General features: G+C 72.1%; 11 protein-coding genes. 7 read left to right on the plus strand and 4 right to left on the minus strand.

What is annotated here, in order from left to right; genetic code table 11:
• The first annotated feature begins 435 nt into the window (after positions 1–435).
• Complete coding sequence (locus IF00_RS0100055; RefSeq protein WP_030312896.1) at positions 436–1,836, plus strand: M1 family metallopeptidase; 1,401 nt, start codon at positions 436–438, stop codon at positions 1,834–1,836.
• A 30-nt stretch (positions 1,837–1,866) separates the two neighbouring features.
• A complete protein-coding gene (locus IF00_RS0100060) occupies positions 1,867–2,415 on the plus strand; it encodes a GNAT family N-acetyltransferase (protein WP_030312897.1) in 549 nt (182 codons plus the stop codon).
• 256 nt (positions 2,416–2,671) lie between these two features.
• Here IF00_RS0100060 and IF00_RS0100065 read toward each other — a convergent pair whose 3' ends face one another.
• The 3 genes from IF00_RS0100065 to IF00_RS0100075 all read right to left on the minus strand — a co-directional run bounded on the left by IF00_RS0100065 (position 2,672) and on the right by IF00_RS0100075 (position 7,820).
• Positions 2,672–3,937 (minus strand): MFS transporter, encoded by a 1,266-nt coding sequence (locus IF00_RS0100065; RefSeq protein WP_051819567.1) that lies wholly within the window; start codon positions 3,935–3,937, stop codon positions 2,672–2,674.
• Positions 3,934–5,319 (minus strand): GH1 family beta-glucosidase, encoded by a 1,386-nt coding sequence (locus IF00_RS0100070; RefSeq protein ID WP_030312899.1) that lies wholly within the window; start codon positions 5,317–5,319, stop codon positions 3,934–3,936. The genes IF00_RS0100065 and IF00_RS0100070 overlap by 4 nt, the downstream gene beginning before the upstream one ends.
• Before the next feature lie 167 nt (positions 5,320–5,486).
• A complete protein-coding gene (locus IF00_RS0100075; RefSeq protein ID WP_037637295.1) occupies positions 5,487–7,820 on the minus strand; it encodes an LPXTG cell wall anchor domain-containing protein in 2,334 nt (777 codons plus the stop codon).
• A 201-nt stretch (positions 7,821–8,021) separates the two neighbouring features.
• On the opposite strand from IF00_RS0100075, the gene IF00_RS0100080 reads away from it, so the two are divergent.
• The 4 genes from IF00_RS0100080 (at position 8,022) to IF00_RS0100095 (ending at position 11,835) form a co-directional block, all read left to right on the plus strand.
• Positions 8,022–8,606 (plus strand): hypothetical protein, encoded by a 585-nt coding sequence (locus tag IF00_RS0100080; RefSeq protein ID WP_245234383.1) that lies wholly within the window; start codon positions 8,022–8,024, stop codon positions 8,604–8,606.
• Positions 8,607–8,687: 81 nt separating this feature from the next.
• Positions 8,688–9,110, plus strand: a complete 423-nt coding sequence (locus tag IF00_RS0100085; protein ID WP_051819568.1) for a hypothetical protein — start codon at positions 8,688–8,690, stop codon at positions 9,108–9,110.
• Positions 9,107–10,969 (plus strand): GMC family oxidoreductase, encoded by a 1,863-nt coding sequence (locus tag IF00_RS0100090; RefSeq protein ID WP_037637296.1) that lies wholly within the window; start codon positions 9,107–9,109, stop codon positions 10,967–10,969. The genes IF00_RS0100085 and IF00_RS0100090 overlap by 4 nt, the downstream gene beginning before the upstream one ends.
• On the plus strand, positions 10,966–11,835 hold the full coding sequence (locus tag IF00_RS0100095) for a hypothetical protein (RefSeq protein WP_030312904.1): 870 nt from the start codon (positions 10,966–10,968) through the stop codon (positions 11,833–11,835). Before IF00_RS0100090 ends, IF00_RS0100095 begins: the two co-directional genes overlap by 4 nt.
• A 54-nt stretch (positions 11,836–11,889) precedes the next feature.
• Here IF00_RS0100095 and IF00_RS0100100 read toward each other — a convergent pair whose 3' ends face one another.
• Positions 11,890–12,777 (minus strand): endo alpha-1,4 polygalactosaminidase, encoded by an 888-nt coding sequence (locus IF00_RS0100100; RefSeq protein WP_425338247.1) that lies wholly within the window; start codon positions 12,775–12,777, stop codon positions 11,890–11,892.
• Positions 12,778–13,099: 322 nt separating this feature from the next.
• Between IF00_RS0100100 and IF00_RS40770 the strand changes: the two genes are divergently transcribed.
• Positions 13,100–17,080: a discoidin domain-containing protein gene (locus IF00_RS40770; RefSeq protein ID WP_209439714.1), complete on the plus strand. Its 3,981-nt coding sequence runs from the start codon at positions 13,100–13,102 to the stop codon at positions 17,078–17,080.
• Positions 17,081–17,135: the final 55 nt, after the last annotated feature.

The raw sequence follows: 17,135 nt of genomic DNA on the forward strand, positions 1-17,135 counted from the left end.
CCGGCACACGAGACGCCGGGCTGAACGTCACGCTCGAAGACCGCTCTTCCGAACGATTCCCGAGCACGACCGGTCCCCAGCCAGCCATAGACCACAAGTCGTGTCAAGCCGTTGCGGTCGCGAATCGACGCCGGTCACGTGCGGCGTTTACCCAGCCATCAAAGGGACTTGGCCATTCCATTGCGAAACATCGACCGCGACGGGAAGCGCGACAGCGGAAGGTCACCTCGGCGCGGCGCGTCCGCACAGCAGGTGACGTTAAAGGTTGCGTCAAACGGGGGCGGCGGCGACGGCAGGTACGCGCGGGCGACCGCGTGGTCACGGATCCGACGGCGGCCCACGGTCGCGCGGGTCCGGACACGGCGGTGCGCCGCCTTCCCGGCAGCACCCCGGAACACGCCCGTCCGGGCAGGCCCACGCTCTAGCGTGCTTGTCATGACCTCGCTCAGGTTGTGGCGGGCGCCGGCGCTCGCCCTCGCAGCCGTCCTGTTGCTCGCCCCTCGGCCGGCCGTGGCACAGACCCCGGCGGAGCCCCCGGACTCCACGGCCGCCGCGCCGGCGGCGACACCGGACCGCCCCTCGTACGACGTGACACTGCGCGCCGACGACGACGGCTCGCGCTGGACCGGCCGCCAGACGGTGTCCTTCCGCAACGCCGCCCGCACACCGCTGCGTTCGGTCGACGTGCGGCTGTGGGGCAACGGCACCGACGGCTGCGGGACCCCGGCCGGTCCGTCCCCGGTCCGGGTGAGCGGGGTCGCCGGCGGCACACCGCGGCCGCTCGCCGTGGGCTGTACCGCGCTGCGGATCGACCTGCCGACGCCCCTGCCGTACGGCGCGCGTGGGAGCGTCTCCTTCGACGTCTCCATCACCGTCCCGGACCGCGTCCACCGCTTCGGCAAGGACGGCGCGTACCGCTATCTCGGCAACGCGCTGCCGCTGCTGTCCGTGCGCGACGCGCAGGGCCTGCACCTCGACCCGGACGTCGGTTTCGGCGAGAGCTTCCACACGCTCGCCGGTGACTTCCGGGTCACCCTCGACCACCCGAGCGCGCTCGTCGTCCCCGCGACGGGCACCACCACCCGGCGCGCGGGCGCGCCCGGCCGCACAATCAGCACCAGCGTCGCGCACGGGGTACGGGACTTCGCGTGGGCGGCGGGTCCCTTCGCGTCGAAGACGGTGACCACGCCCGGTGGGGTCCGGCTGAACGCGTACTGGACCGCCACCACGTCCCCCGAGGGCGTCGCCACCGATCTGCGGGACGCCGTCGGCTCGGTCGACGAGTTCGGCAGGCGCTTCGGACACTACCCCTACGGCGAACTGGACCTCGTCATGAGTGACAGCCTCGACGACTTCGGCAGCATGGAGTTCCCCGGCCTGGTCCTGCTGTGGACCGAACCGGAGGGGTCGGCCGTCGTCCACGAGATCGCCCACCAGTGGTTCTACGGCATCGTCGGCAACGACCAGTTCGCCTCGCCCTGGCTCGACGAGTCCTTCGCCCAGTACGCGAACGAGCTCTACTACCGCCTCGACACCACCACCTGCTGGGACGACCAGGGCATGTGGCCCAGCGACACGGCCGCCCTCACCCGGTCCATGGCCTATTACGCGGACGGTCGCCGCTCGGAGTACGTCCGGGTCGTCTACCGGCGCGGTTCCTGCGCCCTGCACGACCTGGAGCGCGTCCTCGGCGGCCCGGAGACGGCGAGCATGCTGCGCGGCTACGTACGGGACCACTGGCTGGGCGTCGCCACCACCGCGGACTTCAAGCGCGCGGCCCAGGCGGCGACCCCGAAGGACCTCGGCCCGTTCTGGACGGAGCACAGGATCCACTGACCGCCCGGGTGCGGCGGATACCGTTGGCCCATGCTCACCAATCCGTCACGGGTCGAACTGCACCCGCTCACCCTCTCCGACCAGGAAGAGTTCTGCTCGCTGGTCCGCGCCAGCTCCGAGCTGCACGGGCCCTGGATGCAACTGCCCACCACCGCGGAGGAGTTCCGGACCTGGATGCGTCGTTTCGACGACGGCACCAACCGGGGCCTGCTGATCCGCGTCCGGGAGACCGGCGCGGCCGCCGGCATGGTCAACATCAACTCGGTCATCCGGGGCCGCTACCAGGGCGCGTCCCTCGGCTATGCGGCGTTCGCCCCGTCCGCGGGGCGCGGCTACATGACCGAGGGGCTCACGGCCGTCCTGGAGTACGCGTTCACGGAGCTGCGGCTCCACCGTCTCGAGGCCAACATCCAGCCCGGGAACAAGGCCTCCCTGGCCGTGGTCCAGCGGCTGGGCTTCCGCTACGAGGGGCTCTCCCCCGACTACCTCTACATCGACGGAGGCTGGCGGGACCACGAACGCTGGGCCGTCACCGCGCCGACCCCCTGGACACCCGATCCGTCCCTTCCCGAGGTCTGAGTCCGGGAGTCCGAGGTCCACGACCGGGCCGTCCGGCATGGTCCTTCCGTCCTTCCGCCCCCGTGAGCCGGTGAACGGCACAGAGGCCGGGGAGGGCCCGGGACGTGCGGACGCCGGCGCGCGGGGGCGGCGCCGGCGGGAGCCGGAACGGACGTACGCGGCACCGCTCGACGCGCTGCTCGTGCTCCGACCGCGAGGTGCGATACGGGGCGACGGCACCGGCGGCAGGATCCAGCGCCGACGGCGTGCCGTCGCCTCAGGAGACCGACCGGATGCGGCGTACCAGGACCGAACCCGCGAGGGCCAGGGCGCCCGCGAGGGCGTACAGGGCCGTGTAGCCGCCGAAGTGGGTGACGACCGGAGCCGCGATCACGGGCGCGAGGACCTGCGGCAGCGCGTTGGCGATGTTGATGACGCCCAGGTCCTTGCCCCGGTCCTCCGCCGTCGGCAGCACGTCGGTGAGCAGGGCGAAGTCCACGGCCGTGTACACGCCGAACCCGAGGCCGAGCACGAGCGAGGCGACGACGGCGCCCGTCCAGGTCTGCCAGACGGCGAGCAGCAGCGTGGCCGCGGCGATGACGAGGCCGGACCGGATCACGTAGGACTTGCGCCGGCCGCTGCGGTCCGACCGGATCCCGCTGATCACCACCGTGGAGAGCAGGGTGAGCGCGTTCAGCGCCGTGAGGATCAGTACGCCGTTGTCCGCGTCGCCGTCGTAGCGCACGGCGTCGGTCAGGTAGTAGAGCAGGTACATCGTGCTGATGGAGTACGACAGGTTCATCAGGAACCGGGTGAGCCAGGCCCATCCGAAGTCCGGATGGCGGCGCGGGTCGATCCAGAAGCCGCCGAGGAACGTCCGCCACCGGAAGGCCGGCCTGGCTGCCGGGGCGAGCGGAGCGTCGCGCCGCATCACGACGTAGGGAACGGCCGCGAGCACGGTGAAGACCGCGCAGGCCAGATATCCGCCGACCACCCCGCCCGCGACCGTGGCAAGGGCCGTACCCACCAGGATGCCGACGACCTGGGAGACGCCGAGCCAGCCGCCCACGAGACCACGCTGCCGCGGCGGCACCTGGTCGGGGACGGCCGCGGTGAGCGCGGCGAAGGCCGCGTTGAGGGCGAGCTGGACCAGGCACCAGCCGGCGATCACGGTCGCGACGCTCTGCGCGGCGGCGAGGACGAGCAGTCCGGCCGCGCCTCCCGCCACCCCGCCGACCACCCAGGGGATCCGCCGTCCCACGGACGCCGTCGTCCGGTCGGAGAGCGCGCCGAAGACGGGGTTGGCGACCATCGACACCGCCGCTCCGACGCCTGTCACGAGGGCGAGGGTGGACGCCTTGTGGTCGGGGGTCAGGTGCTCGGCCTGGCGGGCCAGGAGCAGTTGGAGCGGGCCGAACCAGCCGACCCAGACCCCGAGGTTGGCGAGGGAGAGCGCACCCACCCACCGCCCGCCGGCCGGAGGACCGGTCCCGGGGGCCGGTGCGGCGGCGGTTCCCTCCGCCGCCGTCCCCTCGGCGGTCATCTGCCACTCTTGATCAGGTCGCGGTACCAGGCGAACGACTCCTTGGGCGTCCGTGCCAGCGTCTCGTAGTCGACGTGGACGAGCCCGAAGCGCTGCCGGTACCCCTCCGCCCATTCGAAGTTGTCGAGGATCGACCAGACGAAGTAACCGCGGACGTCGGCGCCCTCGGCCATCGCCTCGTGCAGCGCGCGCACATGGCCGTCGTGGTACGCGACCCGGCGGGCGTCGTCGATGCGCCCCGTCTCGGGGTCCGGCCCGTCAGCGTACGAGCAGCCGTTCTCGGTGATGTACAGGGGAGGCAGCCGGTCGCCGTAGCGCTCGCGCATGGTGGCGAGGAGCTCGCGCAGTCCGTCGGGGACCACCGGCCAGCCGAAGTCGGTGAGTTCGCGTCCTTCGATCTGCCGGATGGAGAAGGGGAGGTCCGGTGGAATCTCGATGCCGCCGAAGGAGGAGCCGGCGTCCGCGGCGGCGGCGGCGGTCGGCTGCGGGGCGCCGACGAGCATCGGGTTGTAGTAGTTGATCCCGTACCAGTCGAGGGGTGTCGAGATCGTCCTGAGGTCCTCCGCGACCGGGCCCGGGAGGAGCGAGGCCAGGCCCGCCGGGTAGGTGCCGGTCAGGACGGGGTCGGCGAAGAGGCGGTTCGTGAGGGTGTCGTAGAGCTCGGCGGCCGCCCGGTCGTCGTCGCTGTCGCCGGCGGTCCAGATGGGGCTGTGGGAGGCGGCGATGCCGATCTCGCGGGCGCCCGCGGCGCGCAGGGCCTGCACGCCGAGGCCGTGGGCGAGGAGCTGGTGGTGGGCCGCGGGCAGGGCGTCGAAGACCAGCTGCCTGCCGGGGGCGTGCTCGCCGAGGCCGTAGCCGAGGAGGGTGACCTCGGCGGGTTCGTTGATGGTGATCCACCTGGGTACGCGGTCGGCGAGCCGCTCCGCGACCACCGAGGCGTAGGCGGCGAACCGCTCGGCGGTGTCGCGGTCGAGCCAGCCGCCGTTCTTCTCCAGGGCGAGCGGTGTGTCCCAGTGGAAGAGCGTGGGCACCGGGGCGATCCCCGCGGCGCACAGTTCGTCGACGAGCCGGTCGTAGAAGTCCAGCCCCTTGTCGTTGACGCGGCCGTGGCCGTCGGGCAGGACGCGGGACCAGGAGACCGAGAACCGGTAGGCGCCGACGCCGAGTTCGGCCATCAGCGCGACGTCCTCGCGGTAGCGCCGGTAGTGGTCGGTGGCCACGTCCGCGCGCGAGCCGTCCTTGACGCGCCCTTCTTCTCCGGTGAAGGCGTCCCAGCTGGAGGGGCCTCGGCCGTCGGCCGTGAGCGAGCCTTCGATCTGGAAGGCGGAGGCGGAGACTCCCCAGAGGAAGCCGGCCGGGAAATCGGGTGCGGGCGCTGTCATGAGGACTCGCTTCGATCGGCGGGTGCGGGTTGTTCACGGCACTTTCGGGTCCCCGGGTCCACCCTGTCAATGGAAAGTGAACAATTCTCAGGTTTTGCCCGACGCATGACGCGGACGGGCCCTTCCCCATGGGGAAGGGCCCGTCCTCCGTACCGGTGCGGTAGCGGTCAGCCTCCGGTGTGCGTCCGGCGGCGGCGCCACCAGACGAGGGCGCCGCCCGCGCCGATCGCGACGGCCGCGATGCCGACGATCAGGCCGACGGGAGTGCTGCTGCCGGTGTCGGCGAGACCGCCGTCAGGGTCCTTCGGACCGGGCGGGGTGGTGGCCGCCGGCGACTGACTGGCCGTCGGTCCCGGGTCCGACGGAGTCGGCGTCGGCTTGCCCGTAGCGGTCGGGGACGGGGTCGCGGTCGGGCTCGCCGTACCGGTCGGGGTGGGACCGGGCGTGCCGTTCTCGGACTGTCCGGCGCTGTTGCCGCCGAACATGAGGTAGCCCTCCTTGTTCGGGTCGTCGGCGATCGTGTCGACCGCGTAGCCGACCGTGCGGGGCTTGTAGCGCTGCTCGGTGCGGAAGCGGACCGGGTTCATGTTGCTCTTGGGCTGCCTGGAGAAGTCGACCCCGCCCACGGTGTAGACGTAGACCTCCTCACCGTTGGACCACTTGTACTTGAACGTGCCCTCGGTGAAGGCCTTGTAGTAGCGGTCCCAGACCTGCTTGCCGGTCCAGTTCCGGTGCGGGTCGCGCAGCGGCCAGCGGCTCACGTCGTTGCTGTTGATGATCCCGCGGTACTCGGCGGGCATGTCCGCGGCGTTCTGGCGCACCCACTCGGCGGCCACCCGGGCCGTGTAGACGCGGCGCAGATCGGCGTAGTAGTCGCCGTTGTTGACCTTCTCCGCGACGAGGGGGGTGATGTAGCGGTCGAGTACCCGGTCGGACTGCTGCGTCTCCGCCTCGGTGAGGTCGCAGCCCTTCCCGCCGGGCGGCTGCGTGGTCGTCTCCTGCGGCACCGTGGACAGCTTGAGCGGGGTGTCGAGGATGTGGATGCCGCCGTCCTGCTCGCGCACGACCGCGGTCTCCGGCTCGATCCAGTAGCGGAAGCCCGCCCAGCAGGGGAAGCCGTTGCGCTGGGGCAGGGCGTTCATGAAGGCGCGGCCCGCCTCCGTCTCCGGGTCCATGGCCTTGAAGATGTCGTGCTTCAGCTCCAGGTCGGCCTCCAGGAGGACCCGGCCCGCGTCGGTCCTGCCGAAGCCCGCGTCGATGATGCGGTTCGGCTCGTCCGGGTTGAGGTTCACCCAGAACGTGGACGGGTCGAGGGCGAGCCAGGTGAAGAACGCGTCGGAGATCAGGTCGCCCTTCTCCTGGCCGCCCCACCCGGCCGCGTACTCGTCCTCGACCGACTTGGCGGAGAACGCGTAGTCCAGGCCCTTGCCGCCCTTGCCCTTGCCGATGTAGCGCAGGTCGAGGGTGGTGAAGTCGATGCCCCCGAGACCGCGGTTCATCAGCGCGCGCTCGCCGGTCCTGCCGAGCCGGTCGAGCTGCTCCTTGAGGGTCCGCGGGTTCGGCGGGGACTGGTTGATCACCTGGTTGCCGGAGCCGCGGGACCCGGTGGAGGCGCCGTTGCCCGGCGACATGGTCGTACTGTTCGCGCGGTACGGGCCGTTCTCGGTGCCCTTGGGCGGCACGCCCTTGTGGTGGGACTGGTAGTCGTAGGTACGGACCCGGTCGCGGCCGAGCGCGTCCTTGCCCGCGGTGTCCTTGAGCTCCTTCATGAAGTTCTTGGCGTCGCGGGTCTGGTTCTCGGCGAAGACGTAGGTGTACTTGTACGAGCGCCAGCCCTGGTGCTTGGCCCAGGCCCGGTCCGCGGGCTTCTCGCGGCCGTCGGGGCTGCCGTTGGACTTGACCTCCACGATCTCCCGGCTGCGCTTGTTGTAGGCGTCGAGCCGGCGCACATGACGCTCACCGGTGTCGGGGTCGACGAAGTTGAACTCCTTCTCGCAGATCCAGTCCGGGCCCGTCAGGCCCATCTCGCGCACGACCTTGGCCATGAAGGCCTTCCCTCGGGCGTCGTAGCCCTGGTTCGGGATGTAGACCTTCGAGAGGTAGTCACGGAAGGACGTCCACCGCCGCTGGGCGTTGAACCGGGCGTAGATGCGCCTCGGGTCGCTGTGGTCGTACTTCTTGTAGTCGGTGCCCGCCGCGTCGAGCTCGGCCCGGGTGGGGTTGAGGCCGTCGAACTGGAGACCGGGATTCGTGTAGTCGTACGTGTCCCAACGGTCCACCGCACGAGAGGCGTCGCCCTGGGGCAGGCCGCCCGTGGGCACGTTCTTCACCCCGTACATCTCGTCGCAGCGCTTGCCCGGCTTCAGCTTCGGCGGCGCCGGCGCGGCCTCGGCGACGCCGCCGACGGGCTGGCCGGTGATCGTGATGACGGTGGCACAGGCGAGTGCTAGCAGGCTGTTCCTGAGCGCACGCCAGCGGCGCGCTATTCGTGCTGGCTTCACAGTGCTTCCCCCGGGAGCCCCACGGGTCGGTTCGGGGTTGTGTGGCGCCAGGGCCCCCGATGCTCACGTGGGCGCCGCACAAGCGGTCCGATACTAGGGGCTCGCTTTGCCGCCGCAATGCGGATTCGGCGGCGCGGCATGTGTTAACTCCGTGCAGATTCCGGATTCTTGCCGTCACATGGAGGACTAGGCTTAGCTGTTGTGAGCGACGAAATCTGGGAGTACGAGAACGAGGGAGCCGGCGGGGACGAAAGGGAGGAGGACGAGCACGCCGTCGCCGAGCGCATCGACACGGCGCACGCCGACAACCCCCGTCTGAGCGCGTGGCTCGACGAGCAGCGGGAGGGCTTCGCCGACTGGAGCCGCCGGCACGGCGGCGGCTGGGACTTCGGCGAACGCTCCCTCGACCGCGTGGAGGCCCTCATCCGTGAGCACGTCACCTCCGTCGACGACCTGTTCGCCCGCGAGCACACCCCGTTGGTCCAGGTCGCCTGCTGGTACGTCGGCGAGGTCCACAACCGCACCCGCGGCACCCGCTGGCGGCTGGACCCCGACCCCGCGGACAGCCACCCCTGGTCCCGGCGTCCCTACGTCATCGTGCCGTTCGCCCGGCTGGACGAGTACCGGGACCCCGAGGGCATCGACTACGACGCCCGACCCCAGCACCACCCCCTCAGCAGCTTCCTCACCCTTCTCCGGGAGGGCCCCACGAGCGGCCCGGCCTCGCTGCGCGCCGAACTGGACGACTACGAGCCCGGCGCCGGCAGCGGTGACGACGAGGAGTGACCCGTACGCCCAGGGGTCGTGATCAAGCCCTTCCCGGGGCGTGGCGCATGGCCCGGGAAGGGGTGGGGCACCCATGCCCGCGTGCACACTTCAGACGAGTCACAGCGCTTCACCTCCCTGTCCGCACGGCTGACCGGTTTCGACGGAGCGGACCTGGAGGCCACAGGGATGACCGAGGCGTACCGCGCGGTCGCCTCGGAGCAGCTCGGCGCGCAGCGGTACGCGCGGCTGCTGCGCGAGCTGCCGGGGGAACCGGACGACGCCGGGGACCGTGAGCTGCGGAAGGCGGCGGAGGCGGTCGCCTACCTCTGGTACACGGGCAGCTGGCCGGGACCGCCGCCGTTCCTGGTGTCCCCGCGCGCCTATGCCGAGGGCCTGGTGTGGAAGGCGGCCGGACTCAAGCCACCCGCCACCGGCCCCGGTGGGTACGGCAGTTGGGCCGCGGCCCCCGACCGTCCGCAGAGCCGCGGCCGGGATGAGGCGGCCGAGGGGAGCGGGCCGTGACGCGCTACGACGTGATCGTGGTGGGCTCCGGTGTCGCGGGCTCGCTCGTCGCCCACCGGCTCGGGCGGTACGGCCGGCGGGTCCTGGTCCTGGAGGCGGGCGCCGCGGATCCCGGAGACGGAGCCGTCGACGATCCGCTGACCACGTACCTCGCGGCCTCGGGCCTGGTTCCCGGTTCGGCCCTCGGGGCCCGCCCGGAAGCGCCCTCGCCCGAGGTGACGGACATCGTCGGCGCGGACGGGACCCCCGGGTACCGGACGGCCGGACATCTCCACCAGGACGGGCCGCTGCCGTACGCCAGCGGATACGTCCGTGCCAACGGCGGCACCGGCAATGTCTGGACCGGACTCGCCCCCCGCATGCTCCCGGAGGACTTCGACACCGAGGCCTTCGGGTACGGGCGGCGGTGGCCGCTCGGCTACGAGGAGCTCGAGCCCTCCTATCGGGCGGCCGAGGAGGAGCTGGGGGTGGCCGGCGACGCCGACGAGCAGCGCGAGCACGTCGGGCTGCCCCTCCCCGACGGCTATGTGTTTCCCATGCGGCCGCTGCCGGCCGCGCGCCTGGACGGCGTCCTCGCGGCCCGCCTCGACGGGCGGCGCGTGACGGATCCGGTGGCCCGGCGCGAGGTCGAACTGCGGGTGGTCGGCACCCCGCACGCGCGCAACGGTGTCCCGGACCCCCGGTACGACGCCGGCCGCGGGTACGTTCCGCGCGGCCGCCACGGGCGGCCGGAGCCGGAGAGCCGCTGCGTGGGCAACGCGAGCTGCATCCCCCACTGCCCTTCGTACGCGAAGTACACCCCGCTCAAGACCCAGGGCCGCTGGAGCACCGGCGTCATCCTCAAGGACCGGTCCGTGGTCAGCCGCGTCCTCGTCGACGCGAGCGGGCGGGCCACGGGCGTGGAGTACCGCTCGTACGACGGGAGGGCTTCCGTCGCGCACGCCGATGTCGTGGTGCTCGCCGCGCACGCGGTGGAGAACGCCCGACTGCTGCTGCTCTCCGGGCTCGCCGGCCGCAGCGGCCAGGTCGGTCGCCATCTGATGGACCACCCCGTTCTGCTGACCTGGGGCCTGCTGCCCGAGGACGCCGGGCCGTATCGGGGTCCCGGTTCGGTCTCCGGTTTCGAGGGCTTCAGGGCGGGCCCGGCGCGCCGGGTCCGGGCGCCGTTCCGCGTCGAGTTCGGGACCTGGGGCTGGGTCTGGGCGAAGGGCCCCGTCGACACCGACGTGCGGCACTTCCTCGCCGAACGCAGCCTGATCGGGGCCGACTTGCGGAAGGCGGTCGGTGACCGCATCCGCCGCCAGTTCACCCTCCAGTTCGAGATGGAGCAGAGCGCCGACCCCGCGAACCGGGTCACGCTCCACCCGACCGAGCGCGATCCGCTGGGGCTGCCCCGCCCCCTGGTCACCTACGACCTCGACACGCACGTGAAGGAGGGGATGGCGGCGGCCAGGGCGGTGTCCGACCAGATCTTCGGACTCCTCGGCGCCGAGGACCACACCGACTACACGCCGGCGGCGGCCTGGCCCGGCCGCTTCGAGTACGGCGGCCGTACGTACGGCTATCGCGGGGCGGGCCACGCCGCCGGCACCCACATCATGGGCGACTCCCCGGACACGTCGGTGGTCGACTCCTGGCAGCGCTGCTGGGACCACCCCGGCCTGTACGCGGTCGGCTGCGGCAGCATGCCCTCGGTGGCCACCTCCAACCCGACGCTGACCATGGCCGCGCTCGCCCTGCGCAGCGCGGAGCGCGTCGAGGCGGACCTGGCGTCCCGCGACCGTCCGGTGCCCCTCGCCCCGCCCCCGACCTCCCCCACCGCCAGCGAGACCTCACCGACCCGAGGAGTCCCGGAATGACCGCACCGCTGCCCCTGCCGCCCGTGTCCGAGCCCTTCCGGCTCCCCTTCCACTACGGGGCGTTGCACCAGATCGGCCTCGACTGGCTGGTCGCCCCCGGGCCGGTCCGGGAACTGCTCGCGAAGCACCACCCGGATCTGACCGCTGCCGAGTTCGAGGACGGGCGCGCCCTGGTCTCCCTCGACTACCAGCTGTACTTCGCGCAGTACGCCTTCGGCGGCGGTGTCACGCAGGAGATCGAGTTCAACGTCGTCGCGTTCCCGACCGGCGCGGAGGGGCGACTGCCGCGGCTGAGCTACGCCCAGTACGCGCAGGGCTGGGACCAGACCAAGCTGCTCGGCATCGCGCGCGTCCACGTCGTCTGCGACAACCCGTTCGCGATCAGGGCGGGGCGCGAGCTCTATGCCGAACCCAAGTACCCGGGCCGGTTCGAGGTGGATCTGCCGTCGCTCAACGGGCCTGCGGGCGAGACCTGGAACGTGCGGTGCAAGGCGGCCACGATCGGCGTGGACGGCACCCTGGACGAGGACCTGGGTCCCCTGGTCGACCTCACGGCGGAACTCGACGGCCTCGCCCCCGCCGTCGCCAACTCCGCGCCGATCACCGGCTACGGCACCGACCTCGAAGGGCGTCTGCTCGCCGGCCCGATGAACGTCTCTCAGCCGTACCGCTGGTACGACCTGGCCGCGCCGGCGCACGCGGGACGCGCACGGCTGACGGTGCACGCCCCGGAGAGCGACCTCGGCCGTGACGCCCTCGCCCTCGTCGGCGACGGGGAACCGGCCACCGGCGCCTGGACGTACCAGTCTCCCCCGGTGGCCGCCCACAACCGCCCGTACTACGTGCCGGTCGCGCCTCGTCCCTGACCGCTCGGGGGTGGGTCGGTGGCGCGGTCCGGTCCACGTCGCCGGCCGCCCCCGTCAGCAGGTCTCGCGGACGTACCCGGCTTCTCCCGCGGGGCGGACGTCGGTGTCGCGCAGGACGACGGAGAGCGTCCCGCCCCAGCGCGCACAGGCTCGGGCCAGGCCCTTCCTCTCGTACTCGATGACGAGCACCCGGTTGTCGAAGGCGGTCGCGTAGGGGCCGCATTCGTCGTACTGACCGCACTCCTCGGCGACCGCGAAATCGAAACCGAGCTTCCGGCCCCGCTGCGCGAGATCGGGGGCGTTCTTCTGCCCCATCGCGAGTCCGGCGGCGTGGGCCCGGGCGACGAGCAGCCGGGCGAAGGCGAGGTCGTGTTCGGGCGTGAGGAGGCCCCGGGACCGTTCGTACGAATCGAGGTTGTCCGCCTCGACTGCCTGGTAGCCGGCGTCGGCGCAGCCGTCGATCCACTCACCGACGATCGCGGCGAGCCGCTCGCGCTTGGCCGGTGTGGAGACGTCGAAGAGGACCTCGTCCCAGTCCTGGTCGACGACCGGTTCTCCCGTCGCGCTCCGCAGGAGGAGGTCGGGGTGGTTCTCCTCCCACCAGTCGGTGGCGTCCGGCTGGGCCTGGAAGGCGTTGACGTAGCAGATGTTGTACAGCCCTTTCGCCGGCTTCGCCGTGCGGTCGCGCGAGACGGCGCCCACCCCGGGGGGCGGTGCGTAGGCTCCGCCGATCTGGTAGTCGAATCCGACGTGGGGCTCGGGCGGGACGGCCGCGCGGGGGGAGGAGGGCGGCGGGGAGGAGGGGACCGAGTCGCCGTCGCCCCCGTCTCCGGGCGAGGTGCATCCGGCCACCGCGACGGCGAGGAGGCCGGCCAGGGTGAGGGCCGGCAGACGGTGGCGTCGCCGGCGCACGCTGCGGAGGGGACGGGGTTCGCGGGCGATCACGGTGCGGGGCTCCTGGTCGTCGATTCCTCGGGGCGGCGCGCGGCCGCCCCCTACGGTACGGGCGCTTTCCGATCGGCCCGTAGCGGCCTGCCGGACGTCACGAGAACGGCCCGCTACCGTCCGGACGGGCCTCAAACACCCACGCTGACCACATATCTGAATTGCAGTCATGTCTGCGGATACCGCGCAAGGTATTGCGTCACCCCCCGGCCGTCTCTAGTCTCCGCGCAATGGTTAGGAACACTTCCTAACCATTGGCCGATCATCGATGTGAGCCCCCACCGCTGCCTTCGCGCAGCACTCCCCCGGAGGACGTCGGATGTCACACGCACATCAGGCACGCCCCGCACGCAGAGACCGCACCCCTCGACGGCACCGCGCCATGGTGCTCGCCATGGCCGTCGCCACCGCGCTGACGGGCGTCACCGGCCTGGGCGGCGGCACCGCTGTCGCGGTCCCCGGCGACCGGGCCGCCACCACGGCCGCCACCGGCACGGCGGCCCTCGCCGTACCCGACCTGAGCAGCGCGAACCGACGGGCACCCGTCGCGGGCCTGCCGGACTGGAGCAGGGCGGGATACCGGGGCGGCGCCGCGCTCCCCGGCCCCGCCGAGGCCCACCCCGACGCCGCCTGTCACATCACGGCGGAGGAACTCGCCTCCCGGTACGGCGTGCGCGCCGACGGCGGCGACGCCACGACCGGCCTCCAGCAGGCCGTCGACGCCATCAGGACCGACTGCACCCCGTCGGCCGGCTACACCAGGCTGTCCTCGATCACCCTGCCGGCCGGCCGGATCGTCGTGACGCGCCAACTCTCCCTGGACGCGGACTACATGGTGCTCCGCGGCGCGGGCATGGGGCAGACCACGCTCGCGTTCCGGCCGGACGCGAACACCCGCTACGACACCCTCACCCCGGACGGCGGCGACTGGGACGAGGACGGCATGACCCACGGGGCGGGGAAGGGCGGCTGGACCTGGCCCGGCCGCGGCCTGCTCCGGGTGCAGACCCGAGAGGTCTCGCCGAAGTACACGAGCGACCACGCCTCCGCCCCGGCCGACCGCAAGGACATCTTCGAGGGCAGCGTCAACCAGCACTGGGCGAGCGGAATCCCGCTGCGCGAGGGTTCGGCGATCGGCACCACGCAGATCAGACTCGCCGCCGACGCGGACATGTCGCGCTTCACGGTCGGCGCCCATCTCTGGGTCGGCGCGGCCAACACGGCGAAGTTCTACCAGCAGCAGACGATCACCGACTCGTCCACGTACGTGAACCAGCATATGCGGCAGCAGATCTTCCAGATCGCCGCGGTGGACAGCGCGGGCAGGAACCTCACCCTCGACAAGCCGCTCGAGTACGAGCTGCCGCTCGACTCGACCTCCGACGGCTCGGCCGCGATCGGCGGAACCGTCTACCCGAGCCGTGTCACACCGCTCAAGGTCGTCCAGGGCGTCGGGATCGAGGACCTGAGCATCACCCAGGAGCTCGACGGGATGCCCAGGCTCGGCGGCGGCACGTACGACGTCGACCCGGACGACGCCCGGACCGACTTCGGCAACATCGCCCCGGAGTACGCCCAGCACGGCATCGTCCTGAAATGGGCGGCCAACGTCTGGATCCGGCGCGTCGGCACCCGGATGACCGGCTCCCACGCCGTCGTCACCGAGAGCGCCAAGAACATCCAGGTGCAGGAGTCCTCCTTCGACGGCTCCTGGAACAAGGGCAAGGGCGGCAACGGCTACTTCCGCGGCTCCCGCGTCTGGGACTCGCTGTACGCGTACAACACCAGCCGGAACCTGCGTCACTTCACCTTCCAGTGGTCCGCATCGGACAACGTCGTCGTCGGCAACGACTTCGACAGCGACCTGAACCTGCACGGCGGCTGGGAGCGGCGCAACCTCTTCGAGAACAACAAGGCGGCGGTCCCCTTCGAGAACTCCTCGAAGAACTGCCGCGCGAACTGCGGCGAGGAGGGCGGCGGCGGCCCCGACGACTCGACCTGGTGGCCGATCTGGTGGGGCGCGGGCCCCAAGGCCGTGAAGTGGTCCGGTGCCACCGGCCCGCAGAACGTCTTCTACGGCAACGACCTCAGCAAGCAGACCACGGCCGGCGGCCCCTATCAGCCTTACTACGCCGACCGCCGGCGTCTGTACCAACTGGGCAGCGCGGCCGCCGACGCCTCGGCGTACCGGCACCTGGCGGAGAACGGCACTCCCGTCCCGGACTGGGCGGGCAGGGAGAACCTGGACTACAGCAGGGCCCCGCACGCCGGTGTGAACGCCACGAGGACGGACACGTCCGGCTCACTCTTCCTCAAGTCGACGGGCTCGGGCCCCGGCGGCGACAGCGAGGCACCGAGCGTCCCGGGCGCGCCGCGCGCCACCGGCACGACGGCGGACAGCGTCTCCCTCGCCTGGCAGGCGTCCACCGACAACGTGGGTGTGACCGGCTACGACGTGTACCGGGGCGGCTCGCTCGTGGGGACGACGGCCTCGACCACGTACACCGACACCGGCCTCACGGCCTCCACCACGTACGGCTACACCGTCAAGGCCCGTGACGCCGCCGGGAACGGCTCCGGCGCGAGCGGCGCGGTCTCCGCCACCACGCGGAGCGGCGGGGGCACGCCCACTCCCGCCCTGCTCTCGCGGGGCCGGCCGGCGACGGCATCCTCCGCCGAGGCGGCCGGCTTCGAGGCCTCCCTCGCGGTGGACGGCGACACCGGGACCCGGTGGGCCAGCGCGGAGGGCGTGGACCCGCAGTGGATCCGCGTCGACCTCGGCGCCTCGCACGCCCTCTCCCGGGTGAGGCTCACCTGGGAGGCCGCGTACGGGAAGGCGTACCGGATCCAGACCTCGAACGACGGCACGAACTGGACCGACGTCCACTCCACCGGCACCGGCGACGGCGGCGTGGACGACCTCGCGGTGACCGGCGCCGGGCGGTACGTCCGGATGCTCGGGACCGCGCGCGGCACGGCGTACGGCTACTCCCTGTGGGAGTTCGAGGTGTACGGCTCCCCCGCCCCCGGGGGCGGCGCGGACACCACGGCGCCGAGCGTCCCGGCCGGGCTCCGCGCCACGGGCACGAGCGCGAGCAGTGTCTCGCTGGCCTGGGACGCCGCAACGGACGACGTCGGCGTCACCGGTTACGACGTCTTCCGGGGCGGTACGAGGGTCGGGAGCACCGCGTCGGCCTCGTACACGGACACCGGGCTCGCGGCCTCGACCTCGTACGGCTACACGGTCAGGGCGCGGGACGCGGCGGGGAACATGTCCGCCGCGAGCGGCTCCGTCGAGGTGACCACCGGGCCGGACGGCGGTGGCGGTCCGGTCGTCGACGTGTCCACCGCAGGGCAGTTGCAGAGCGCGCTGGCGAACGCGCGGCCCGGGCAGACGATCAGGCTGGCCGCCGGTGAGTACCGGGGCTCGTTCGTGACGCAGCAGGCGGGGACGGCCGCCGCGCCGATCACGCTCACCGGTCCGTCGAGCGCCGTCCTCGTCAACGACGGCCCGTCGGGTACGGCCCCGTCCTGCCCCGTTCCGACCGCCGGCTGGGACTCCGGCTACGGACTCTGGCTGTACGGCGCGCCGTACTGGCAGCTGACCGGCTTCACGGTGAAGGAGTCGAAGAAGGGCGTCGTCCTCGACGACTCCCCCCATGTGACGCTCGACGGTCTCTCCGTGCACCACGTCGACGAGGAGGCGGTGCACTTCCGGCGCTCCTCGGCCGACGGCGTCATCAAGAACTCGACGATCACCCACACGGGTCTGGTCCAGGCCGGGTACGGCGAGGCGGTCTACATCGGCTCGGCCGGCTCCAACTGGGCCTGCCACGGCAACCAGGGCGGCGTGGACCGGTCGGACCGCGTCCAGGTGCTGGACAACAGGATCGGCCCGTCGGTCGCCGCCGAGCACGTCGACATCAAGGAGGGCACGTCCGACGGCGTGATCCGGGGGAACACCTTCGACGGGTCGGGGATCAGCGGCTCCAACTCGGCCGACTCGTGGGTGGACGCCAAGGGCGTCGGCTATCTGATCGAGAACAACACCGGGACGTTCTCCTCACCCGGCACGTTCGCGAACGGCTATGAGACCCACAACCCGTCGACGACGCCGTCGTTCCCGAACGGCTGCGGCAACGTGTGGCGCGGCAACCGGTCCGACCTCGGTGGCGTGGGTGCGTACGCCATCAAGATCACCTCGCCGTCGAAGTGCACCGCCGACCCGAACGTCGTGCACGCCTCCAACACGGTGACGCACGCCGGCAGCGGCCTGACGAACGTCCCCGTCACGCCCTGACGGGCAGGAACGGCAGGGGGTGCGGCTCGCGTCGACGCGGGCCGCACCCCCTTCT

It is taken from the genome of Streptomyces flavochromogenes (assembly GCF_000717595.1).
In the GTDB taxonomy this organism is placed as follows: domain Bacteria; phylum Actinomycetota; class Actinomycetes; order Streptomycetales; family Streptomycetaceae; genus Streptomyces; species Streptomyces flavochromogenes.

What these genes read in the sequence shown, in the direction of transcription:
- IF00_RS0100055 (WP_030312896.1), top strand. Translation starts at nt 436, where the DNA reads ATGACCTCGCTCAGGTTGTGGCGGGCGCCGGCGCTCGCCCTCGCAGCC.
- IF00_RS0100060 (WP_030312897.1), top strand. Translation starts at nt 1,867, where the DNA reads ATGCTCACCAATCCGTCACGGGTCGAACTGCACCCGCTCACCCTCTCC.
- IF00_RS0100065 (WP_051819567.1), bottom strand. Translation starts at nt 3,937, where the DNA reads ATGACCGCCGAGGGGACGGCGGCGGAGGGAACCGCCGCCGCACCGGCC.
- IF00_RS0100070 (WP_030312899.1), bottom strand. Translation starts at nt 5,319, where the DNA reads ATGACAGCGCCCGCACCCGATTTCCCGGCCGGCTTCCTCTGGGGAGTC.
- IF00_RS0100095 (WP_030312904.1), top strand. Translation starts at nt 10,966, where the DNA reads ATGACCGCACCGCTGCCCCTGCCGCCCGTGTCCGAGCCCTTCCGGCTC.
- IF00_RS40770 (WP_209439714.1), top strand. Translation starts at nt 13,100, where the DNA reads ATGTCACACGCACATCAGGCACGCCCCGCACGCAGAGACCGCACCCCT.